This window comes from Streptomyces sp. DG1A-41 (assembly GCF_037055355.1).
Taxonomy (GTDB): Bacteria; Actinomycetota; Actinomycetes; order Streptomycetales; family Streptomycetaceae; genus Streptomyces.
On record NZ_CP146350.1, the window covers coordinates 4,177,957 to 4,197,857 of the forward strand.

Annotated in this window: 22 protein-coding genes and 1 pseudogene; 11 read left to right on the top strand and 12 right to left on the bottom strand. The window is 70.2% G+C overall.

Going from position 1 to position 19,901, the window contains the following annotated elements; genetic code table 11:
* The first annotated feature begins 170 nt into the window (after nucleotides 1-170).
* Nucleotides 171-533 carry a DsrE family protein gene (locus V8690_RS19370; RefSeq protein ID WP_338780554.1) on the top strand — a complete coding sequence of 121 codons (363 nt, stop codon included), beginning with the start codon at nucleotides 171-173 and terminating at the stop codon, nucleotides 531-533.
* Here V8690_RS19370 and V8690_RS19375 read toward each other — a convergent pair.
* The 8 genes from V8690_RS19375 to V8690_RS19410 form a co-directional block, all read right to left on the bottom strand.
* On the bottom strand, nucleotides 454-816 hold the full coding sequence (locus tag V8690_RS19375; RefSeq protein ID WP_338780555.1) for a VOC family protein: 363 nt from the start codon (nucleotides 814-816) through the stop codon (nucleotides 454-456). The genes V8690_RS19370 and V8690_RS19375 overlap by 80 nt on opposite strands.
* 103 nt (nucleotides 817-919) lie before the next feature.
* Nucleotides 920-1,177, bottom strand: coding sequence for a DUF3099 domain-containing protein (locus V8690_RS19380; protein WP_274817347.1), 258 nt, complete (start codon nucleotides 1,175-1,177; stop codon nucleotides 920-922).
* A gap of 86 nt (nucleotides 1,178-1,263) precedes the next feature.
* Nucleotides 1,264-1,551, bottom strand: a complete 288-nt coding sequence (locus V8690_RS19385) for a DUF1416 domain-containing protein (protein ID WP_010036201.1) — start codon at nucleotides 1,549-1,551, stop codon at nucleotides 1,264-1,266.
* A gap of 43 nt (nucleotides 1,552-1,594) precedes the next feature.
* Complete coding sequence (locus V8690_RS19390; protein ID WP_338780561.1) at nucleotides 1,595-2,440, bottom strand: sulfurtransferase; 846 nt, start codon at nucleotides 2,438-2,440, stop codon at nucleotides 1,595-1,597.
* A 418-nt stretch (nucleotides 2,441-2,858) separates the two neighbouring features.
* Entirely contained in the window at nucleotides 2,859-3,599 is a 741-nt protein-coding gene (locus V8690_RS19395; protein ID WP_338780563.1) for a DUF2993 domain-containing protein, read from the bottom strand.
* A 296-nt stretch (nucleotides 3,600-3,895) separates the two neighbouring features.
* Nucleotides 3,896-4,963 (bottom strand): hypothetical protein, encoded by a 1,068-nt coding sequence (locus tag V8690_RS19400; RefSeq protein ID WP_338780566.1) that lies wholly within the window; start codon nucleotides 4,961-4,963, stop codon nucleotides 3,896-3,898.
* A 3-nt stretch (nucleotides 4,964-4,966) separates the two neighbouring features.
* On the bottom strand, nucleotides 4,967-5,221 hold the full coding sequence (locus V8690_RS19405) for a MoaD/ThiS family protein (protein WP_010036212.1): 255 nt from the start codon (nucleotides 5,219-5,221) through the stop codon (nucleotides 4,967-4,969).
* Between the two features lie 37 nt (nucleotides 5,222-5,258).
* Nucleotides 5,259-6,131 carry an alpha/beta fold hydrolase gene (locus tag V8690_RS19410; RefSeq protein ID WP_338780570.1) on the bottom strand — a complete coding sequence of 291 codons (873 nt, stop codon included), beginning with the start codon at nucleotides 6,129-6,131 and terminating at the stop codon, nucleotides 5,259-5,261.
* Nucleotides 6,132-6,304: 173 nt separating this feature from the next.
* Here V8690_RS19410 and V8690_RS19415 point away from each other — a divergent pair, with 173 nt between their 5' ends.
* From V8690_RS19415 to V8690_RS19450, 8 genes are all read left to right on the top strand, one after another.
* Nucleotides 6,305-7,084 (top strand): response regulator transcription factor, encoded by a 780-nt coding sequence (locus V8690_RS19415; RefSeq protein WP_338780571.1) that lies wholly within the window; start codon nucleotides 6,305-6,307, stop codon nucleotides 7,082-7,084.
* Between the two features lie 139 nt (nucleotides 7,085-7,223).
* Nucleotides 7,224-8,246: a LacI family DNA-binding transcriptional regulator gene (locus V8690_RS19420; RefSeq protein ID WP_338780572.1), complete on the top strand. Its 1,023-nt coding sequence runs from the start codon at nucleotides 7,224-7,226 to the stop codon at nucleotides 8,244-8,246.
* Between the two features lie 110 nt (nucleotides 8,247-8,356).
* On the top strand, nucleotides 8,357-9,349 hold the full coding sequence (locus V8690_RS19425) for a trypsin-like peptidase domain-containing protein (protein WP_338780575.1): 993 nt from the start codon (nucleotides 8,357-8,359) through the stop codon (nucleotides 9,347-9,349).
* 26 nt (nucleotides 9,350-9,375) lie between these two features.
* The gene (locus V8690_RS19430) at nucleotides 9,376-9,579 is read left to right on the top strand and encodes a hypothetical protein (RefSeq protein ID WP_338780577.1); all 204 of its coding nucleotides are present in this window, start codon (nucleotides 9,376-9,378) and stop codon (nucleotides 9,577-9,579) included.
* 99 nt (nucleotides 9,580-9,678) lie between these two features.
* Nucleotides 9,679-10,416 carry a response regulator transcription factor gene (locus V8690_RS19435; protein ID WP_338780579.1) on the top strand — a complete coding sequence of 246 codons (738 nt, stop codon included), beginning with the start codon at nucleotides 9,679-9,681 and terminating at the stop codon, nucleotides 10,414-10,416.
* Nucleotides 10,413-11,891, top strand: a complete 1,479-nt coding sequence (locus tag V8690_RS19440) for a HAMP domain-containing sensor histidine kinase (RefSeq protein ID WP_338780581.1) — start codon at nucleotides 10,413-10,415, stop codon at nucleotides 11,889-11,891. Before V8690_RS19435 ends, V8690_RS19440 begins: the two co-directional genes overlap by 4 nt.
* Before the next feature lie 53 nt (nucleotides 11,892-11,944).
* The gene (locus tag V8690_RS19445; RefSeq protein ID WP_338780584.1) at nucleotides 11,945-12,277 is read left to right on the top strand and encodes a metalloregulator ArsR/SmtB family transcription factor; all 333 of its coding nucleotides are present in this window, start codon (nucleotides 11,945-11,947) and stop codon (nucleotides 12,275-12,277) included.
* A gap of 34 nt (nucleotides 12,278-12,311) precedes the next feature.
* Nucleotides 12,312-13,031: an NAD(P)H-dependent oxidoreductase gene (locus V8690_RS19450; RefSeq protein ID WP_338780586.1), complete on the top strand. Its 720-nt coding sequence runs from the start codon at nucleotides 12,312-12,314 to the stop codon at nucleotides 13,029-13,031.
* Here V8690_RS19450 and V8690_RS19455 read toward each other — a convergent pair.
* Both V8690_RS19455 and V8690_RS19460 read right to left on the bottom strand, forming a co-directional pair.
* A complete protein-coding gene (locus V8690_RS19455) occupies nucleotides 13,021-13,218 on the bottom strand; it encodes a DUF397 domain-containing protein (protein ID WP_338780588.1) in 198 nt (65 codons plus the stop codon). The genes V8690_RS19450 and V8690_RS19455 overlap by 11 nt on opposite strands.
* The gene (locus V8690_RS19460; protein WP_338780590.1) at nucleotides 13,215-14,048 is read right to left on the bottom strand and encodes a helix-turn-helix transcriptional regulator; all 834 of its coding nucleotides are present in this window, start codon (nucleotides 14,046-14,048) and stop codon (nucleotides 13,215-13,217) included. Before V8690_RS19460 ends, V8690_RS19455 begins: the two co-directional genes overlap by 4 nt.
* A gap of 361 nt (nucleotides 14,049-14,409) precedes the next feature.
* Here V8690_RS19460 and V8690_RS19465 point away from each other — a divergent pair.
* Both V8690_RS19465 and V8690_RS19470 read left to right on the top strand, forming a co-directional pair.
* Nucleotides 14,410-14,667: pseudogene (locus tag V8690_RS19465) on the top strand (hypothetical protein); the annotation flags it as partial.
* A 103-nt stretch (nucleotides 14,668-14,770) separates the two neighbouring features.
* Nucleotides 14,771-16,831 carry a pectinesterase family protein gene (locus tag V8690_RS19470; RefSeq protein ID WP_338780592.1) on the top strand — a complete coding sequence of 687 codons (2,061 nt, stop codon included), beginning with the start codon at nucleotides 14,771-14,773 and terminating at the stop codon, nucleotides 16,829-16,831.
* 74 nt (nucleotides 16,832-16,905) lie between these two features.
* On the opposite strand, the gene V8690_RS19475 is transcribed toward V8690_RS19470, so the two are convergent.
* Together V8690_RS19475 and V8690_RS19480 are read right to left on the bottom strand one after the other, a co-directional pair.
* Nucleotides 16,906-17,928, bottom strand: coding sequence for a cellulase family glycosylhydrolase (locus V8690_RS19475; protein ID WP_338780594.1), 1,023 nt, complete (start codon nucleotides 17,926-17,928; stop codon nucleotides 16,906-16,908).
* 152 nt (nucleotides 17,929-18,080) lie between these two features.
* Nucleotides 18,081-19,829 (bottom strand): ABC transporter ATP-binding protein, encoded by a 1,749-nt coding sequence (locus tag V8690_RS19480; protein WP_338780596.1) that lies wholly within the window; start codon nucleotides 19,827-19,829, stop codon nucleotides 18,081-18,083.
* Between the last annotated feature and the right edge of the window lie 72 nt (nucleotides 19,830-19,901).

A 19,901-nucleotide genomic window follows, 5' to 3' on the forward strand; every position in this document is an offset into this window, starting at 1 on the left:
CTGGTACAGCTTCTTCACGGTCAGTCCGGCGAAGGCGAGAACGCCGACGGCGACCAGGACCAACAGGATTTCGAAGAAAAGCTCCACGGGGTGCTCCTTGAGCGGGTGCGGATGTGTGCACAGGGCCTGGCCCAGCTTACGCGGGCGCCTTCGGCACTACGATTCCGGATATGGCGAAGAAGCTCGTGATCAAGGTGACGGCGGGGGCCGACGCCCCCGAGCGGTGCTCCCAGGCGTTCACGGTGGCGGCTGTGGCCGTGGCCAGTGGCGTGGACGTCTCCCTGTGGCTGACCGGCGAGTCCGCCTGGTACGCCCTCCCCGGCCGGGCGGCCGAGTTCGAGCTGCCGCACGCGGCCCCGCTCCCCGACCTGCTCGACGCGATCCTGGCAGCCGGCCGCGTCACCCTGTGCACGCAGTGCGCGGCCCGCCGCGAGATCGCGGAGCAGGACGTCATCAAGGGCGTCCGCATCGCCGGCGCCCAGGTCTTCGTCCAGGAGGCGATGGCGGAGGACACCCAGGCGCTCGTCTACTGAGACGCGTCCGTGCAGAGGCAGAAGGGGTGGCCGGGTCCAGGAGCACCCGGACGCCGTCCTGCGGCTGGTGCTCGGCGAGCCGCGCGCCCTCGGCCAGGGCGCGCGCGGTCTCGCGTTCCAGGTCGTCGACCTCGATGTCGAGGTGGATCATCATCTGCTGCCGGTCCGGCATGCTCGGCCAGACGGGCGGCCGGTAGGCGGGCTCGGTCTGGAAGGACAGTCCGGTACCACCGTCCGGCGGCCGGATGTGCACCCGGTCCTGCCAGTCCTCCCCGCGCCACACCCGCCACCCGGGCAGCCGCAGGTAGAAGGCGGCCGGCTCTCGGGCGTTCGGGCGTCCAGGGTCGCCGCCGTCAAACGCACGCTTCCTCCCCCTCGTCGGTTCACTACCGGCGCTTCTTGCCGTCCAGTTCGTCCCACCACTCGTCGGACTTGGGGTCGCCGGAAGGGTCGTCCCACCAGCGGTCGTCAGGGCCCCGGCGGTTGGCGACCATCGCCGCGACGGGCGGGATGACCATGGCGACGAGGCACATCCCGACGGCGACGGGGACGGACCACAGGCGTACGACGCCCCAGGCCAGGACGAAGAGGGCGATGCAGCCGCCCATCATCGCGAAGTACGTGCGCCTCCGTCGTGCGTACATACATCCAGCGTAGGTCCGGGCATGCCGAAGGGCCGCACCCCAGGCGTCCAACCCGTGGGATGCGGCCCCTCCTGGCACTGCCGCCGTCAGACGGCGATCGCGACCTCCGCCAGGCCGCCCTTCTGGGCGACGACCGTGCGGTCGGCGGTGGCGCCGGGCACGAGGGCACGGACGGTCCAGGTGCCTTCGGCCGCGTAGAAGCGGAACTGTCCGGTCGCCGAGGTCGGCACCTCGGCCGTGAACTCGCCGGTCGAGTCCAGCAGACGGACGTAGCCGGTCACGGGCTCGCCGTCCTTGGTCACCTGACCCTGGATGGTGGTCTCACCGGGCTTGATCGTCGAGGCGTCCGGGCCGCCGGCCTTCGCTCCACACATGTCGTACTCCTGAAGAGAGGTATTGAAAGGTCGGTCGGTTCGCTTACTTGTTGGCGCCGAGCTCGATCGGCACACCGACGAGGGAGCCGTACTCGGTCCACGAGCCGTCGTAGTTCTTGACGTTCTCCACGCCGAGCAGCTCGTGCAGCACGAACCAGGTCAGCGCGGAGCGCTCACCGATACGGCAGTAGGCGATGGTGTCCTTGGCCAGGTCGACGTTCTCCGCGGCGTAGAGCTCCTTGAGCTCCTCGTCCGACTTGAAGGTGCCGTCATCGTTGGCGTTCTTGGACCACGGGATGTTGCGGGCGCTCGGCACGTGGCCGGGGCGCTGGGACTGCTCCTGCGGCAGGTGGGCCGGGGCCAGCAGCTTGCCGGAGAACTCGTCGGGCGAGCGCACGTCGACGAGGTTCTGCGAGCCGATGGCCGCCACCACGTCGTCGCGGAAGGCACGGATCGACGTGTCCTGCGGCTTGGCCTTGTAGTCGGTCCTCGGACGCTCCGGCACCTCGTCGCCGGCGACCAGCTCGCGGGCGTCGAGCTCCCACTTCTTGCGGCCGCCGTCGAGGAGCTTGACGTTCTCGTGGCCGTACAGCTTGAAGTACCAGTAGGCGTACGAGGCGAACCAGTTGTTGTTGCCGCCGTACAGGACCACCGTGTGGTCGTTCGCGATGCCCTTCTCCGACAGGAGCTTCTCGAAGCCCTCCTGGTCGACGAAGTCACGACGGACCGGGTCCTGGAGGTCCTTGGTCCAGTCGATGCGGATCGCGTTCCGGATGTGGTTCTTCTCGTAGGCGGACGTGTCCTCGTCCACCTCGACGATGGCGATGGTCGGGTCGTCCAGGTGCTCCTGGAGCCAGTCGGCGCCGACCAGGACGTCGCTGCGGCTCATGCTCTTTCTCCTCCGGGGCAGTTGCGGCGGGGCGTGCGAGATCTGCGGGGCGCGCGCCCATGACGAGGGCGGCGCACGGGTGCCCTTGATGCAGGGCGGCGGGGATGCGCGCGCCGGCGCTCGGGCCGACGCGGTCGCTCAGAAGGTGCGACAGAGCATGGCGGCGACGCGGCACAGGTCTACTGCCCGCCGCTTCGTGAGATCCGCCTGTCGCTTCATGCCGTCGATCGTAGGGACGGTCGGGCGCGCGTGTCACCGGCGTGTCGCATGCTGAGACGGGAAAATCCGCGATGTGGGATCGGAGGGGTTCGCGGGGGTGCGGGACAAGGGTCGTTCCGGAATGTATCCGTCGTCACATCTGCGCTACGGACATCACCGTCTCGCCCACCGGACACCCCTGGTTCGTCTGGCGCCTTCCCTACCCGGCCAGGCGGACGTTGGAACCCTTCACCGTGATCTCGACGCCGCCCGGAGCGGCCTGGACCTTGTCCAGCTGGATGCCGCCGGGCAGGCCGTCGATCTTCTGCTGGAAGTCGGTGATGGCCCGGACCCGGGACTCGGCGATCTCGACGCCGCCGAACTTGGGCAGGCCGTCGGCCTTCACCCGGACGGTGTCGCCGTCGATCACCGTCATCGAGCTGAGCACGGAGACCGGTTCGGGCAGCTTGGTGCCGAGAACGGTGGCCTCGACGGTGACCTTGATCTTGCCGTTGCCGCCGTCGGAGAGGCCGACGACGTTGGCGGTGACGCCCGGGGCGACCTGGGTGGGCTCGGACTTCGCCGTCTTCAGCAGCTCGTCGTAGGCGATGGTGGCGGTGCCGGTGGCGCTGGTGGCGGTGGCGGCGCTGTAGTCGCCGGAGAACTCGACGCCCCGCATGTCGGCCCGGAGGTCGTCGATACGGATCCTCTCGGCGCCGTTGCCCGCGGCGGCCTCGTAGTTCGTGATGCCGACCTCGATGTCGTCCAGGGAACCGCCGACGACCTGGGTGAGGAACGGGAAGCCCTTGATGGACACATCCGGGGTGGCGGAGAGGTTCTCGGTGGTCTTCAGGCGGTCGGCGGCCTCGCCCTCGGCGAAGTTCACGGCGAGGCGGTCGGCGATCACGAAGAGCCCGCCCAGGATCACGACGACGATCAGCAGTATTCGCAGTGCGCGCATGCGGTGTTTCCCCCACCTAGACGGTTGGACGGCGGTCCGGTGTTCGACGACCGAACGGCCGTCCTTGCGTGAGGGTAACCGTGTGAAGTGTGGGGGCCCTGGGTTTGTCGATCATCTGTGACAGGGCAGACGCTCGGCGTTGGTGCCGGGGCCTGGTGGATCCGCGGCCCGGCAGGGCAGGGTGCCGCCAGCGGCTGTTGGGGCCTGGTGGGTCCGCGGCCCGGCAGGGCAGGGTGCCGCTGCTCCCACCCGTGCCGCCCTCAGCGGCACGATTGCCCGCGGCTAGCCCCCTGGCGCTAGACCAGGGCCCGCCCGAGTACGTAGACCGCCGGGGCCGCTGCTGACAGGGGCAGGGCCACGCCCGCCGTGAAGTGGACGAAGCGGGACGGGTAGTCGTAGGCGGCGACCCGGTGGCCGATCAGGGCGCAGGCTGCCGCGCCCGCGCCCAGGAGGGCGCCCGACGTGCCCAGGCCCGTCATCGAGCCGGCCGCGACCCCGCCGCCGGCCGCCGCGAGCAGCGCCACCACCACCGACGCCGGGGTCGGCAGCGGCAGGGCGCGGGCCAGGACCGCGACCGCCACCGCGATCGCGCCCACGGTCACCGCGTCCGCCTCGGCCGCGAGGTACCCGCCCGCCACGATCGCCAGCGCCGACGCCGCGACCGTCGCCATCAGGCCGTACATCCGCTCGTCCGGGTCGGCGTGCGACCGCAGCTGGAGCACCAGCGCCAGCAGCACCCACACCCCGAGCGTGCCCAGGATCGCCGAGGGCGAGCGGCCCGACGCCAGCAGCGCCGCGTCCGCGGCCAGCGCGCCCGCGAAGCCCAGCGCGATGCCCTGCCGCGCCGGCCACATCCCGTTCAGCCGGAACCAGCCCGCCGCGGTGACGGCCTGGAGGACGATGAGCGGCACCAGCAGCGCATACGTGCCGACCGCCGCCGCGCCCGCCAGCAACAGCCCCAGAAGCGCCGTCAGCGCGGCCGGCTGCATCCCGGGCTCGATGATCGGCGACCGCCCCTCCGCCCGCGCCCGCTGCGCGTCCGTGAGCCGCTTGTTCCCGGCGACGGTCGGCGGGCCGTACTCGGCGGCGGAAGCAGGCGTGGGGGCGGGAGCAGGAGCCTCGTACCCCTGCGGCGGCAGATACGCCGTCTCCTCCGCCGCCGTCACCTGCGCGGACACCGGCGCCTGCGTCTGCGTCTCCCAGGTCTGGCCCTGCCACTGCTGCGTGTACTGCTGAGCGGCGTACGGATCGTCGTATCCCTGGTGCCCCTGCTGATAGCCCTGCCCGGGCCACCCCTGCGGCGTCTGCGACCCCTGAGGCTGCTGCCCGTAGGGGTCGTACCCCTCGTACGGCTGGTTGGTCATCGCTCACCCTCCTGCGAACGGCGGGAGCACCTCGACCGTGCCGCCGTCGGCCAGCCGTACCGTCTCATGTCCGCGGGTGCCCACGGGATCACCGTCCACGAGGAACGAGCATCGCCGCAGCACGCGCTCGAGTTCGCCGGGGTGTCGCTCACGCACCCCGTCGAGCGCCTCGGCGAGCGTGGCCGCCTCGTACGGCTCCTCGGCCACCCCGGCCGCGGCCTTGGCGGCGGCCCAGTAGCGCACCGTGACCTTTGGCATCTGCTTCCTCGATTGCTTGTCGGTGAACCCCGTCAGGCTAGCCCGCCCGGCCCGCGACCCACTCCCCGATCCGGCTCAGCAGTTCGTCGCTCGCCGCGTGCTCGGCATGCCCCATGCCCGGCTCCAGCCACAGTTCGCCCTGGCCTGCGGCGGCCGCGGCCAGCATGCGGGGATGGTCGACGGGGAAGTAGCCGTCGGCGTCGCCGTGCACGATCAGCAGCGGGGTCGGAGCGATCCTCGGAACCGCCTGCACCGGCGAGAGCGGGACCGGGTCCCAGTCCCGGTGGTGGATGCGGGTGCGGAACCCGTAGCGGCTCACCACGCGGCCCTCCGGCCGTGTCACCAGCCAGTGCAGCCGGCGCATGGGGGCGGTTCCCCGGTAGTACCACCGGGCCGGGGCGCTCACCGACACCACCGCGTCGGTCTGCCGTGGGTGCAGCGCCGCATGCCGCAGCGCCACCGAGCCGCCCATGGAGAACCCCACCGTCCCCACGCGCGCGTGCCCGAGCTCCCGGGCCCACCGCACCGCCGCCGCCAGGTCGAGCACCTCCCGGTCCCCGACCGTCGACCGCCCGCCGGACGCCCCGTGGCCCCGGAAGGAGAACGTGACGACGGCCCCGTACCGGGCGAAGGCCTGCGCCACCCGCCGCACGTGCGGCCGGTCCGCGGCACCGGTGAAGCCGTGGGCGACGACGAACACGGGGTGATCGGCAGGCGTCCGGGAGATGTCGTACACGGCGGAGCCCGGGTCGTATACAACGGCACCCGGGTCGTATACGGCTTCGATCGGCACACCGTCGGACGTGCGCAGAAACGTCCGCAATTGCGCCCGAACGCGCGTTCCCCGAGTCGTCTCGGAGTGCGGACGAACGGTGGAACGCGCCACATGACCTGCCGGACCAGTGCTCATGTGGGCTATTCTGCTGGGCAGAGGACTCGGGCAGCGTAGCCCCCGGGTCCTTTTGTGCTTTCGGAAGCGTTGTATACGACGCGGGAAACCGCAGGTGTACGGGGCCTTCGGGATCGCAGAGCCGGTGCTGTGCCAACAAACGTCCTCGCAGGGACCGAGGAGGAACCAGACGTATGAGTTCTCTGCTGCTCCTGACCAACGCCCTCCAGCCGTCGACGGAGGTGCTCCCCGCTCTCGGCCTGCTCCTGCACAACGTGCGGGTGGCCCCCGCGGAGGGCCCCGCCCTCGTCGACACCCCCGGCGCCGACGTCATCCTCGTCGACGGCCGCCGCGACCTGCCGCAGGTCCGCAGCCTGTGTCAGCTGCTGCGCTCGACCGGACCCGGCTGCCCGCTCGTCCTCGTCGTCACCGAGGGCGGTCTCGCCGCCGTCACCGCCGACTGGGGCATCGACGACGTTCTGCTCGACACCGCCGGACCCGCGGAGGTCGAGGCCCGGCTGCGGCTGGCCATGGGACGGCAGCAGATCGTCAGCGACGACTCGCCGATGGAGATCCGCAACGGCGACCTGTCGGTCGACGAGGCGACGTACTCCGCCAAGCTGAAGGGCCGCGTCCTCGACCTCACGTTCAAGGAGTTCGAGCTCCTGAAGTACCTCGCGCAGCACCCCGGCCGCGTCTTCACGCGCGCCCAGCTGCTCCAGGAGGTCTGGGGCTACGACTACTTCGGCGGCACGCGCACGGTCGACGTGCACGTACGGCGGCTGCGCGCCAAGCTCGGCCCCGAGCACGAGTCGCTGATCGGCACCGTCCGGAACGTCGGTTATCGATTCGTTACGCCGGAGAAGGTGGAGCGCGCCGCCGAGGAGGCGAAGGCCAAGGCGGCCAAGGAAAAGCAGGACAACCAGGACGAATCGGCCGCCCTGGACGCCACCGAGGCCGGCACCAAGGCGTAAAGAGGCGTCTCGCGGTGCCCACCTGGGCATCGCTTCCGGGGCGGAGTGCGCGGGCGGCCGCCGTACGGCGGTCGGGATATCGTACGGAAGCCCCTTTACGCCCTGCCCAGAGCGGGTATATCCGCGTAGACTCCCGCGCGTGGCCAAGGTGACTCGGGATGATGTGGCGCGGCTGGCAGGGACTTCCACTGCCGTGGTCAGCTATGTCATCAACAACGGACCCCGGCCGGTCGCCCCGGCCACGCGCGAGCGTGTCCTCGCCGCGATCAAGGAGCTGGGGTACCGGCCCGACCGGGTCGCCCAGGCGATGGCCTCGCGGCGCACCGACCTCATAGGCCTGATCGTGCCGGACGCGCGCCAGCCCTTCTTCGGGGAGATGGCGCACGCGGTCGAACAGGCCGCGTCCGAGCGCGGAAAGATGGTGCTCGTCGGGAACTCCGACTACATCGGCGAGCGCGAGGTCCACTACCTGCGGGCCTTCCTGGGCATGCGCGTCTCGGGGCTCATCCTCGTCAGTCACGCGCTCAACGACCTGGCCGCCGCCGAGATCGAGGCCTGGGACGCCCGGGTCGTGCTGCTGCACGAGCGGCCCGAGGCCATCGACGACGCCGCCGTCGTCACGGACGACCTGGGCGGCGCCCAGCTCGCCGTACGGCACCTGCTGGAGCACGGCTACGCGTACGTCGCCTGTATGGGCGGCATAGCCGAGACCCCGGCCGTCGGCGACCCGGTCTCCGACCACGTCGAGGGCTGGCGGCGCGCGATGGACGAGGCCGGCATCTCCACCGAGGGCCGCCTCTTCGAGGCCCTCTACAACCGCTACGACGCCTACCAGACCGCCCTGAAGATCCTCTCCGGGCCCGAGCGCCCGCCCGCGATCTTCTGCTCCACCGACGACCAGGCGATCGGCCTGCTGCGGGCCGCGCGGGAACTGCGGATCGACGTGCCCGGCGAGCTGGCGGTGGTCGGCTTCGACGACATCAAGGAAGCGGCGCTGACCGACCCGCCCATGACGACGGTCGCCTCCGACCGTTCGGCGATGGCCCGCGCGGCGGTGGACCTCGTCCTCGACGACGGACTGCGCGTGGCGGGGGCCCGCCGGGAGCGGCTGAAGGTGTTCCCGTCGCGGCTGGTGGTACGGCGCTCCTGCGGCTGCGGCTAGCCCCTTCCAGGGCGCTCCGGGAGCGCCTTTATATCGGGCATACGAGGTTCTGCCGGGCTTCTCAGGGAGGACTCAGGAAGCTCTCATGGTCGCACTCCAAGCTCTGAGACATGACCGAGAGCTACCACCGCAGTGGCGAGTACGAGAACCCTTACGAGGGTCAGCAGCAGGCCCCGGTGAACCCCGAGTGGCCGCCTCCGCCGGCGTACAGCCCGGCGCCCGCTCCGAAGAAGCGCAACCGTGGCACCGTCGCCCTGCTCGCCGCCGTGGCGATCGTCGCCGCGGCGATCGGCGGCGGCACCGCCTACGGCATACAGGAGCTGACGGGCAACGACACCGTCGCCTCCAGCTCCACCAGCACCAACGTGGTGCCGTCCAGCCAGAAGGGCACGGTCGCCGGGGTCGCCAAGGCGGTCAGCCCCAGCATCGTCGAGATCAGCGCGAACTCCAACGCCGGTTCCTCCACCGGCTCCGGCGTGATCATCACGAGCGCCGGCGAGATCATCACGAACAACCACGTCGTCTCCGGTGCCTCGCAGATCAAGGTGACGACCAGCGACGGCAGGTCGTACTCCGCCAAGGTCGTCGGCACCGACAGCAAGAAGGACCTGGCGCTGATCAAGCTGGAGAACGCCTCCGGCCTGAAGGCGGCGACGCTCGGCGACTCCTCCGGGGTACAGGTCGGCGACCAGGTCGTGGCTATCGGCTCCCCCGAGGGGCTGTCCGGCACGGTCACCAGCGGCATCATCTCGGCGCTCGACCGTGACGTCACGGTCCCGACCGAGGACCAGGGCCAGCAGCAGAACCAGCAGGGCGACGGGTGGCCGTTCGAGTTCGGCGGGCGGCAGTTCAACGGCGACACCGGCTCGGACACCACGACGTACAAGGCGCTCCAGACCGACGCGTCCCTCAACCCGGGCAACTCCGGCGGCGCGCTGATCGACATGAACGGCAACATCATCGGGATCAACTCCGCGATGTACTCGCCGGCCGGCGCCGCCTCCTCGTCCTCCGACGCGGGCAGCGTCGGCCTGGGCTTCGCCATCCCGATCAACACCGTCAAGGCCGACCTCGCCAAGCTGCGGGCCGGCTCCACCGACTGAGTTCCCCCGGAATGAGGAGTACGGCGATGATCCAGCAGGTTCCGCACACGGTGCCGGGGGCCGACCCGGCGGGGTTCGCACTGGCGCTGGCGGTGGCGTACGAACTGCACACACCGACATCGGCATCAGCGACGCGGGCGCCCGAGGTGGTGACGGCCGAGGCCCGGCCCGCGCGCCGGGCCGCCGCCCGCAGGGCCGCCGCCGCCCGGCGCCGCAAGGTACGGGGCTGATCCTGCTCCCGGCCCGCCCCGCCGGCATGCGAGGCTGAGAGCTCAGCGACACCCCGTCCCGCCACACCCACACCACACGACACCCGAGGACCCCGACCCATGAGCCCCGCAGACGGCGACCGTGACCCCCAGCGCATCCTGATCGTCGACGACGAGCCGGCGGTACGCGAAGCACTCCAGCGCAGCCTCGCCTTCGAGGGGTACGACACCGAGGTCGCCGTGGACGGCGCGGACGCTCTGGAGAAGGCGGCGGCGTACCGCCCCGACCTGGTCGTCCTGGACATCCAGATGCCCCGCATGGACGGCCTGACGGCAGCGCGCCGCATCCGCGGCACGGGCGACACGACGCCCATCCTGATGCTGACCGCTCGTGACACCGTCGGCGACCGTGTCACGGGACTGGACGCCGGGGCGGACGACTACCTGGTCAAGCCCTTCGAACTGGACGAACTCTTCGCCCGTATCCGGGCCCTGCTGCGCCGCAGCTCCTACGCGGCGGCCGTCGGCGCGGGCTCCCCGGACGACGCGGACGTCCTCGCCTTCGCCGACCTCCGCATGGACCTCGCGACCCGCGAGGTCACCCGGGGCGGCCGCCAGGTGGAGCTGACCCGCACGGAGTTCACGCTGCTGGAGATGTTCATGGCGCACCCGCGCCAGGTCCTCACGCGGGAGCAGATCCTGAAGGCGGTCTGGGGCTTCGACTTCGAGCCGTCGTCGAACTCCCTCGACGTGTATGTGATGTACCTGCGCCGCAAGACCGAGGCGGGCGGCGAGCCGCGCCTCGTCCACACGGTGCGCGGTGTGGGCTACGTGTTGCGGCAGGGCGGCGCGGAGTGAACAAGGCCGTACGCCGGTTCCGCTCCCTGCCGATCCGGTCCCGGCTGGCGCTGCTGGTGGCGGCGGCGGTGGCGTTCGCGGTGGCGGCGGTCTCGGTGACGTGCTGGTTCATCGTGCAGGGGAAGTTGTACGACCAGGTGGACGGGGACCTGAGGTCGTCGTACCGGACCATCCAGGCGGACGATTTCGACGCGCTCACGAAGACGTGTCCCCAGAAGCCGTCGAGCACGCTCGGCGGGGCCCCGCGTCCGCAGACCTACGCGCAGGTGGTCAGGTCCGACGGCAGGGTCTGCCTGTTCAGCAACCTCATGCCCCAGGTGAAGGTCACGAGCGGCGACAAGGCCGTGGCCAGGAACCCCGACCCCGCGACGGCCCGGCTGCGCAACGGCACCGACAGCGACGGCAACTCGGTGCGGGTGCTGACCACGGCGGTCATCGTCAAGGACGGGCCGTTCCAGCAGGGCGTGGCCGCCGACTACGCGCTGGTCATCGCCGTGCCTCTGAAGGGCACGGAGTCCACGCTCAACGAACTCGCGCTGATCCTGCTGCTGGTGTCGGGCGTGGGTGTGGTGGGCGCCGGGGCGGCCGGGCTCATGGTCGCCAGGGCGGGTCTGCGCCCGGTCGACAAACTCACCGAAGCCGTCGAGCACGTGGCCCGCACGGAGGATCTGGACGTCCGCATCCCCGTGGACGACGCCGACGAGGACGAGGTGGCCCGCCTCTCCCGCTCCTTCAACTCGATGACCTCGGCCCTGGCCAGCTCCCGGGAACTCCAGCAGCAGCTCATCGCGGACGCCGGCCACGAACTCCGCACACCGCTCACATCGTTGCGCACCAACATCGAACTCCTCACCCGCAGCGAGGAGACGGGCCGCCCCATCCCCGAGGCCGACCGCAAGGCGCTCCTCGCGTCGGTGAAGGCACAGATGACGGAACTGGCCGCGCTCATCGGCGACTTGCAGGAACTGTCCCGCCCGGACACGGGCCAGCACTCGGGCCGGACGCAGATCGTCGCCTGGCAGGACATCGTCGACTCGGCGCTGCGGCGAGCACGGCTGCGCGGCCCGGAGCTGACGATCACGGCGGACGTCCAGCCCTGGTTCGTCCGGGCGGAACCCTCCGCCCTGGAGCGGGCGGTGGTCAACATCCTCGACAACGCGGTGAAGTTCAGCCCGGAGGGCGGCACGATCGAGGTGCGCCTGTCCGAGGGCGTCCTGACGGTCCGCGACCACGGCCCGGGCATCCCCGCCGACGAACTCCCCCACGTCTTCGACCGCTTCTGGCGTTCGCCGAGTGCGCGCGCCCTGCCGGGCTCGGGGCTGGGCCTGTCGATCGTGGCCCGGACTGTGCAGCAGGCGGGCGGCGAGGTGTCACTGTCCCACGCCGAGGGGGGCGGCACGGTGGCGAGGGTACGGCTGCCGGGGGCGGCGGTGCCGCCGCCGGACAGCCTCGCCTTCGACGACGAAAAGCGCTGATCCGATATCGATATATCGTGGTGTGTCGCACTGACGGGCGAGGAGGGTGGCGCATGGCCACGACGGCGGAGCTGGATTCGGGCGATCTGATCGAGGTGTTCAAGGCTCTCGGCAACCCTGCCCGCCTGCAGATCATGCAGTGGCTGAAGGATCCCGACGCGCACTTCGGTGAGTACGAGCCGATCGCGGACCGCCGGGCGGTCGGCGTGTGCGTCACGCACATCCAGGCCAAGGCGGGACTCGCCCAGTCGACGGTCTCCAGCTACATGAGCACGCTCGAACGGGCGGGACTCGTGCGCCCCACCCGGGTGGGCAAATGGACCCACTACCGGCGCGACGAAGAGCAACTGGCACGGCTGGCACAGGCGATCGGCACCACCCTCTAATTGACGAATCGCGATATGACGATATGATCTCGCCATGTCGACCTTCACTGCTGCCCGCACCGCCCTGATCGTTCACGCTCACCCCGAGCCCCACTCGTTCAGCACCGCCCAGATGGCGGCCGCGGCTCAGTCCCTGGTCGAGGCCGGGTACCGGGTCGATGTGCTGGACCTCTACGCCGACGGCTGGGCCCCGGTGCTCGCCCGCGAGGAGTTCGCACCGGTGGAGGGACCGTTCAAGCCGCAGGTCGAGCAGATGCGGGCGGTCGAGGAAGGGACGCTCGACGCGGCCGTCAAGGCCCATCTGGACCGGCTGCTCGCCGCCGATCTCCTCGTACTGTCGTTCCCGATGTGGTGGTTCTCGCTGCCGGCCGTCCTCAAGGGATGGGTGGACCGGGTCTTCGTGATGGGCGGGGTCTTCGGCGGCGACCACGGGCTCTTCGGCGACGCGGCGCTCGCCGGGAACCGCGCGATGCTGCTGTTCACGACGGGCGGGCCCAGCGAGTCGTTCCAACCCGGTGGAGCCTTCGGCCCGATGGACGACTTCCTGTTCCACATCCACCGGGGAATGCTGGAGTTCGTCGGCTTCCAGGTCCTCGACCCCGTGATCACCTACGGTCCGGCCCGCATGACCGACCGGGAACGAACCGCGGCGCTGGACGCGGTCAAGGAGTCCGTCGCGCGCCTCGCGGCCGATGCCGGAGCCACTGCTGGGCTGACGCCGACGCCGGCTGGGACGAGCGCCGTCACCTCTTGACGCCGGCCAGGAACGACACCCAGGGGCTCGCGCCGAACACGAGCACGGGGCCGTGCGGCTGCTTGCTGTCGCGGACGGGGACTATGTTGGGGTGGTTGTCGGCGACTTCGAGGCAGTTCGAGGCGCCCCCGTCGCTGTAGGAGGACTTGCGCCACGCCGCGGTGGTGAGGTCAGGGGTTCGGTTCATGGTCTGCACTCCTCCAGTAGGCGCTTGATGAACGCCGTCGACTCCGCCGGGCTCAACGCCGCATCCCTGACGAGATCGTAGGACAAGCGGTAGGACAGGACCCTGTCCGGATCGTCGATCAACTGTCCGATCCCGTTGCCTTCCACGTAGGCAACGGGATCCCCGACGCGCTGCCACAAGAGGATGAGGTCGCTGTTCATAAGATCGTGCACACCGGCCGTGTAAGGCAGCACCTGGATTGCGACATTCGGCAGCTCGGCTGCATCCACCAGGTGTGACAACTGGTCTACCCAAACCTTCGGGTCGGGAACCGGTCGCCGTACCGCCCCCTCGTCCAGAATCACGCGCACGCTCGGCGCCGACTGGCGATGGAGCAACTCCTGCCGCCCCATCCGCGCGGCCACCTGTTTCTCGACTTCCTCACTGTTGCCTGCCGTTGTCTGGGCGCCAGACAACCCTGACAACACCGCTCGGGCGTAGTCCTCGGTCTGCAAGAGACCCGGCACGCGCAGCTGGAACATCCACATGATCTCGGCCGTGGCCTCAAGGTCCATGAACGCCTTGTACTTGTCCTTGATGACTTCGCGCCGCGCGTCCCGCCACTCTCGAACCAGCAGGTCACCGGAGCCGTAGTAGCTGTCCAGGTCCTCCATGACCGCCCGCTTGGAGAGCCGCTCCCCCTTCTCCAGGCGGCTCAAGTAGCTCTTGTCGTACCCCGTGTCCTCGGACAACTGCCCGAGCGACTTACCCGCCTGCTCACGCAGGAACCTCAGCGTCCGGCCGAGTGCAGCCCGCCCCGACTCCCGCTCCCCGTCAACCACTTCGCCCACGTCACCCCTCACTGTTGCCTGGAGCGCCAGGCAACACCTGGCCCCTTCCGCAGCGTACGCGCGACCCGTGACGATGAAGGCACGAACGGTAATCACCGCTCGTCACACCCCTGCCGCCTGCCCTGAGAAGGGATATCCCCGTGCGTCTGCGTATCGCTGAACTCTGCGAGTCGGTCCTGCTCCTCATCGTGCGGAGTCTGCTGCCAGCCCGAGGGCGTCACCGGGCGGTGCCGGCGCGAGGGTCGTGGACGCTCCCCCACTCCCCGCCGGCCCCCAGTGCCCGCCCCCTCGACGCCGAAAGGCCTTTGGTGATGGACACCCCGCTCGTACGGCCGTACCTCCACACCGAGGAGGTGTACGCATGAGGCTGCTCCCCTGGACCGGCGCCGACGGCAAACCCTGCTACCTCTCCACCGACGACCCGGACAGCCTCCTCTCACGGCTCGCCGACGACGTCGAGGCCGCTCAACTCGCTTCCGCCGAACAGGTCCTCGCGGGCGCCGAGGCCGTACTGCGAGACACCGAGGCCGGTGAACGCGCACTGCGTTTCGCCTTGGTCAGGGCCTTGGAGTCGCTGGGGGACGTGCTGCGGGTAGCGGTCAGTCGCGGGAAGCGCATCGACCCCAAGTCTGCACCGAGCAAGGCTCATACACCCGGCAACCTTTCCGCGCCTTGCGGCAACCCACCCCCGGACCATCCCCCGCATGGAACGGATTCGCCGCATGAGTGAGCCGCACAGCAAGCCCCGGCACCGCAGAAGCCGCACGGCCCTGGCGGTCGGTGTGCCGCTGGCCCTGACCGCCGCCGGCACCCTCGCCTACGGCACCGACCTCGGCGTCCTCGGCTCCACCGCCCAGGAGGCCTCCGCCGCCGCCCCGGCCTGGGCCGCCGCCACCGCCGACGGGTTCGCCTCCGTCAACTCCCTCGGCCAGAACGGGACGTACGGCGGCCGGGACGGCAAGACCGTCACCGTGAAGACGCAGGCCGAGCTGGAGAAGTACGCCACGGCCACCGAGCCGTACGTCATCGTCGTCGCCGGCACGATCAACATGAACCCGGTCGGCAAAGAGATCAAGGTGCAGTCCGACAAGACCATCGTCGGGTCCGGGACCTCCGGGCACATCGTCGGCGGTGGGTTCTTCCTCGGCCAGGGCGTGCACAACGTGATCATCCGGAACCTGACCATCCGGGACTCGTACCAGGGCATCTGGAACGACAAGGACCACGACTTCGACGCCGTCCAGATGGACGGCGCCCACCATGTGTGGATCGATCACAACGACCTGCGGCACATGGCCGACGGGCTCATCGACGTCCGCAAGGACAGCACGAACGTGACCGTCTCCTGGAACAAGCTGAGCGACAACAACAAGACCTTCGGCATCGGCTGGACCGAGAACGTCAAGACGGACATCACGATCCACCACAACTGGATCCGCGAGACCGAGCAGCGCAACCCGTCCACCGACAACGCCGCCCACGCCCACCTCTACAACAACTTCCTGGAGGACGCCCCGGGCACCGACATCAAGTCGTCGTACGGCAACTACGCGCGCGGCGCGACCAAGATGGTCCTGGAGAACTCCCTCTTCCAGGGCGTCAAGAACCCCGTCATCAAGGACAGCGGCGCCGCCATCGTCCAGCGCGGGAACTCCTTCTCCGGCACCAGCGGGCGCAACGAGAGCGGCGGGACCGCCTTCGATCCGAAGACCTACTACCCGTACACCCTCGACAAGGCCGCCGACCTCCCGTCGATCCTCAAGTCCGGTGCCGGGCCCCGCGCTTCCATCGGTACGGCTGCCGCCGCCTCCACCAAGGCCGCCAACGCCACCACCCTCACCGTGGCAAAGGACGGCAGCGGGCAGTACACGACCGTGCAGGCCGCCGTGAACGCCGTACCGGCCAACAACCCCAGCCGCGTCGTCATCGCCGTGAAGCCGGGGACGTACCGGGAGCTGGTGAAGGTGCCGTCCAACAAGCCGCACGTCACCATTCAGGGCACCGGCAGCAGCCGCAAGGACACGACGATCGTCTACAACAACGCGGCCGGTACGCCCAAGCCCGGCGGCGGCACGTACGGCACGGGCGGCAGCGCCACCGTCGCCGTCGAGGCCGACGACTTCCAGGCCCGGAACCTGACCATCTCCAACGACTTCGACGAGAAGGCCAACCAGTCCCTCAACGGGCATCAGGCCGTCGCCCTGCGGACCGCCGCCGACAAGGTGTTCCTGGACGGGATCATCGTCAGCGGCGACCAGGACACGCTGCTGCTCGACACCGCCGCGAAGGACCGGCTGGGCCGGGTCTACGTCAGCAACTCCTACGTCATCGGCAACGTCGACTTCATCTTCGGGCGGGCCACGGCCGTCGTCGACAAGTCCGTCATCACGCTGAAGAAGCGCTGGAACGGCACCTCGGCCGGGTACATCACCGCCCCGAGTACCGCCGCGAACCGCAAGGGCATCCTGATCGCCAACTCCACGGTGAACGGGGACGTGTCGGCCGGCAGCTTCTACCTCGGACGGCCCTGGCACGCGGGCGGCGACGCCTCGCTCGACCCGCAGACCACGGTTCGCAACACGAACCTGAGCAACGCGATCAAGTCGACCCCGTGGACCGACATGAGCGGCTTCTCGTGGAAGGACGACCGGTTCGCCGAGTACAAGAACTCCGGTGCGGGTGCCGGGTCGGCGAGCAGCAACCGGCCCCATCTGACCGACGCGCAGGCCGCGAACCAGGAGGTCGCGGACTGGCTCGCGGGCTGGACGCCTTCGGCGTCCTGACGGCTCCCTTCCGGGTCCGGCTGACAAGCGGCGCCGGGCCCGGAAGGGCCACCATCGCGGTCCCCGTGGGGGACTTACTCCTTCCAGGCCCAGTGCAGCCGGTCCAGGCCGCTCTGGTTGTTCACCGTCAGGCTGAGGTTCGTGCCCGCGCCCTGGAGCGTGGTGAGGGAGTAGGTGTCACCGTTGCGCAGGCCGGGCCAGTAGACCGAGCCCAGGCCCATCTCCCGGATGACGTCGGTCGCGGCCTGGATGTAGGCGACCTCGTTGGAGCCGTCGACCGGGCCGTTGTAGTCCAGGCCGGTCGTCATGGAAGCGCCGAACTCGTCGAGGATGGTGCGCGAGGCGCAGTCGCCGATGCGCGCCTTGAAGTCCTGCTTCCACTGGTCGACGCTGGTCCAGTCGGTGTGCCAGAAGCCGTAGTTGTGCAGGGCCAGGCGGGTGCCCTTGAGGCGCGGGTCGGCGCACACCGGCTTGACGTCCTCGCTGTACTTGTACCCCCCGATCAGGATCCGGTCGCGGGGCACGTTGCCGTGGGTGGTCACCCACTTCGCGGCGATGTCGGTCCACTCCTGGGCGGTGTAACCGAACGGCTCGTTCATCGGCTCGAAGTACACCTTGGAGTTGCGGGCGTAGGCGGAGGTGATCCGCGCCCACATCTGGTCCCAGGAGGCCTGGTTGTCGATCTTGCCGTCCTTGGCGTTGTCGGCCTCCCAGTAGCCCAGGATGACCTTGAACCCCTTGGCGGTGGCGGCGTCGATCGCGCCCCGGTACGACTTCCAGAACGGGCCGTTCACGGAGGCCGGGTTGACCGGGAGGCGGACGGTGTTGGCGCCCAGCTCGGAGAACCCGCCGATGATCGCCCTGGACTTGGCGTAGGTGGTGGCGTAGCTGTCGGAGGCGGACAGGCCCGAGGGCACGACCGCGTCGTCGGCGTAGTTGTCGCGCGGGTCGGCCCAGTTGACGCCCTTGAAGTCGCTGACGGGCGGCGGGGCGGCGGAGGAGGCCGAGGCGGGGGAGGCCAGAGCCCCGCCGAATGCAGTGACGCAGGCGAGCAGCGCCCCCAGGCCGGCTGTCCCCCGGTGAGTCTTTCGTGACACGACGTCCCCTTCTGAGCAGTTGCGTCCGCGGAACTCGCATGCAGATCGGCGGCTCGTTGGCTCCCGCAAACTAGAAGAGGACTCGAACAGAGGTCAACGCATCTGCACACCAAATTTCATCAAGAACGCGACGGGCAGCGGCCCGACCGGCCTCACGCGCTCGCCATGGCTCCCGGCCGCGGCCCCGCCAGTCGCGCGTACGCCCCGCCGCGGGCGAGGAGTTCCGCATGGGTACCGGACTCCACCAGCCGCCCGCCGTCCACGACCAGCACGCGGTCCGCGTCCGCCGCCAGGCGCAGGTCGTGGGTGATCAGAATGGTCGTACGGCCCGACATCAGGTGGCGCAGCGGCTCGACCACCTGACGCGCCGCCACCGAGTCGAGGCCGGCCGTCGGTTCGTCGAGGACCAGCACCGGAGCGGAGCGGAGTATCGCCCGGGCGATGGTGATCCGCTTGAGCTGCCCGCCGGAGAGGGCGGCGGTGCCGGGGGCGACGGGGGTGTCGTAGCCGCGGGGAAGCGCGGTGATGAAGTCGTGCGCCGCCGCCGATCGGGCCGCGTGCGCGATCTCCTCGTCAGTGGCGTCCGGGCGGCCGCAGGCGATGTTCTCGCGGATCGTGCCGTTGAGGATAAGGGTCTCCTGCGGCAGCAGGGTCACGTTCTCGCGCAGAAACTCCAGGGTCATGTCGGTGAGTGGCACGCCGTCCAGGCAGATCACGCCCGCGGACGGGTCGTAGAAGCGGGTGAGGAGCTTGGACAGCGTGGACTTGCCGGCGCCGCTCGGGCCGGTGACGAGGACCAGTTCGCCTGGGGCGGCCGTGAAGGTCGTCCCGTCCAGGGAGTCGCGGTCCGCGCCCGGGTAGCGGAAGGCCACGTCGTGGAAGCTGACCCAGCCGCGGACCGGCCAGGGGGTGACCGGGTCGGGCGGGTCGGTGACGGCCGGGCGGGCGTTCAGGATCTCGCCGAGGCGCTGGGCACCGGCGGTGGCGGCGGTGAGGGTGAGGCCGAGCTGGCCGAGGTTGCGCACCGGCGGGTAGAGGTAGCCGATGAAGGCCGCGAAGGCCAGCAACTGCCCCAGGGTCATGCGGCCGGCGGCGATCTCCCACACTCCGAGGCCGATCACCGTGAGCACGCACACCGTCTCGACGACCTCGACGAACTGCTCGTACATCTCGCTCAGCCGGGCCCCGCGCACGGACGCCCTCATCCAGGCGCGTGCCTCGGTGTCCAGCCGCCGCTCCTCGTCGTCGCGGCGGTTGTAGGCCTGGGTGAGGACCACGTTCCCGAGGGACTCCTCGACCACCGAGGTGATCGCGCCGTCGGCGACCCGCTCGTCCTGGGACGCGGTGCGGATACGGCCGGAGAAGCGTCGGGCGGCCAGGAGGAAGAGGGGCGCGAGGACGAAGGTGGCCAGGGCCAGGTCCCAGCGCAGGTAGAGGGCGGCGGCGGAGTAGAACAGCGCCGAGAAGGCGGCGGCGACGGTGCCGACGACGCCTGAGACGACCATCTGCTCGATGGCCTCGACGTCCCCGGTGAGCCGCTCGACCAGATCACCCCGGCGGTGCTTCTGGAAGAAGTGCGGCGGCAGGCCCTGGACATGCCGGAACACGCTCGCCCGCAGCCGCAGCACGAATCTCTCCGCGGTCCAGGTGGCGAGGGAGTTGCCGAGGTAGCCGACGAGGGCGCCGAGCGCGGCGACACCCAGCCAGGCTCCGGCCGGGCCCCAGAAGGCGGAGAGCGAACCGGCCTTCAGGGCGTGGTCGGTGAGTTCCGCGAACAGCAGGATCGAGGCGGTCTCGGCCAGGGCGGACACCACCACGCAGGCCACGATGACCACCAGCCACCGCCGGTCCCCGCGCGTCAGCGGCCAGAACCGGCGGAAAGCCTCCCGGACTTCCCTCATGATCGTCTCCCTTCGGGCCGGACGGCCCCTCGGACATGCCCGAGGCGGGGTTCCCGGGGGTGTGCGCCCTCC

What these genes read in the sequence shown, in the direction of transcription:
- V8690_RS19430 (WP_338780577.1), top strand. Translation starts at nt 9,376, where the DNA reads ATGATCCAGCAGGTTCCGCACACGGTGCCGGGGGCCGACCCGGCGGGG.
- V8690_RS19405 (WP_010036212.1), bottom strand. Translation starts at nt 5,221, where the DNA reads ATGCCAAAGGTCACGGTGCGCTACTGGGCCGCCGCCAAGGCCGCGGCC.
- V8690_RS19435 (WP_338780579.1), top strand. Translation starts at nt 9,679, where the DNA reads ATGAGCCCCGCAGACGGCGACCGTGACCCCCAGCGCATCCTGATCGTC.
- V8690_RS19385 (WP_010036201.1), bottom strand. Translation starts at nt 1,551, where the DNA reads ATGTGTGGAGCGAAGGCCGGCGGCCCGGACGCCTCGACGATCAAGCCC.
- V8690_RS19415 (WP_338780571.1), top strand. Translation starts at nt 6,305, where the DNA reads ATGAGTTCTCTGCTGCTCCTGACCAACGCCCTCCAGCCGTCGACGGAG.
- V8690_RS19480 (WP_338780596.1), bottom strand. Translation starts at nt 19,829, where the DNA reads ATGAGGGAAGTCCGGGAGGCTTTCCGCCGGTTCTGGCCGCTGACGCGC.
- V8690_RS19395 (WP_338780563.1), bottom strand. Translation starts at nt 3,599, where the DNA reads ATGCGCGCACTGCGAATACTGCTGATCGTCGTCGTGATCCTGGGCGGG.
- V8690_RS19400 (WP_338780566.1), bottom strand. Translation starts at nt 4,963, where the DNA reads ATGACCAACCAGCCGTACGAGGGGTACGACCCCTACGGGCAGCAGCCT.
- V8690_RS19370 (WP_338780554.1), top strand. Translation starts at nt 171, where the DNA reads ATGGCGAAGAAGCTCGTGATCAAGGTGACGGCGGGGGCCGACGCCCCC.
- V8690_RS19425 (WP_338780575.1), top strand. Translation starts at nt 8,357, where the DNA reads ATGACCGAGAGCTACCACCGCAGTGGCGAGTACGAGAACCCTTACGAG.
- V8690_RS19445 (WP_338780584.1), top strand. Translation starts at nt 11,945, where the DNA reads ATGGCCACGACGGCGGAGCTGGATTCGGGCGATCTGATCGAGGTGTTC.
- V8690_RS19390 (WP_338780561.1), bottom strand. Translation starts at nt 2,440, where the DNA reads ATGAGCCGCAGCGACGTCCTGGTCGGCGCCGACTGGCTCCAGGAGCAC.
- V8690_RS19410 (WP_338780570.1), bottom strand. Translation starts at nt 6,131, where the DNA reads ATGAGCACTGGTCCGGCAGGTCATGTGGCGCGTTCCACCGTTCGTCCG.
- V8690_RS19380 (WP_274817347.1), bottom strand. Translation starts at nt 1,177, where the DNA reads ATGTACGCACGACGGAGGCGCACGTACTTCGCGATGATGGGCGGCTGC.
- V8690_RS19470 (WP_338780592.1), top strand. Translation starts at nt 14,771, where the DNA reads ATGAGTGAGCCGCACAGCAAGCCCCGGCACCGCAGAAGCCGCACGGCC.
- V8690_RS19450 (WP_338780586.1), top strand. Translation starts at nt 12,312, where the DNA reads ATGTCGACCTTCACTGCTGCCCGCACCGCCCTGATCGTTCACGCTCAC.
- V8690_RS19455 (WP_338780588.1), bottom strand. Translation starts at nt 13,218, where the DNA reads ATGAACCGAACCCCTGACCTCACCACCGCGGCGTGGCGCAAGTCCTCC.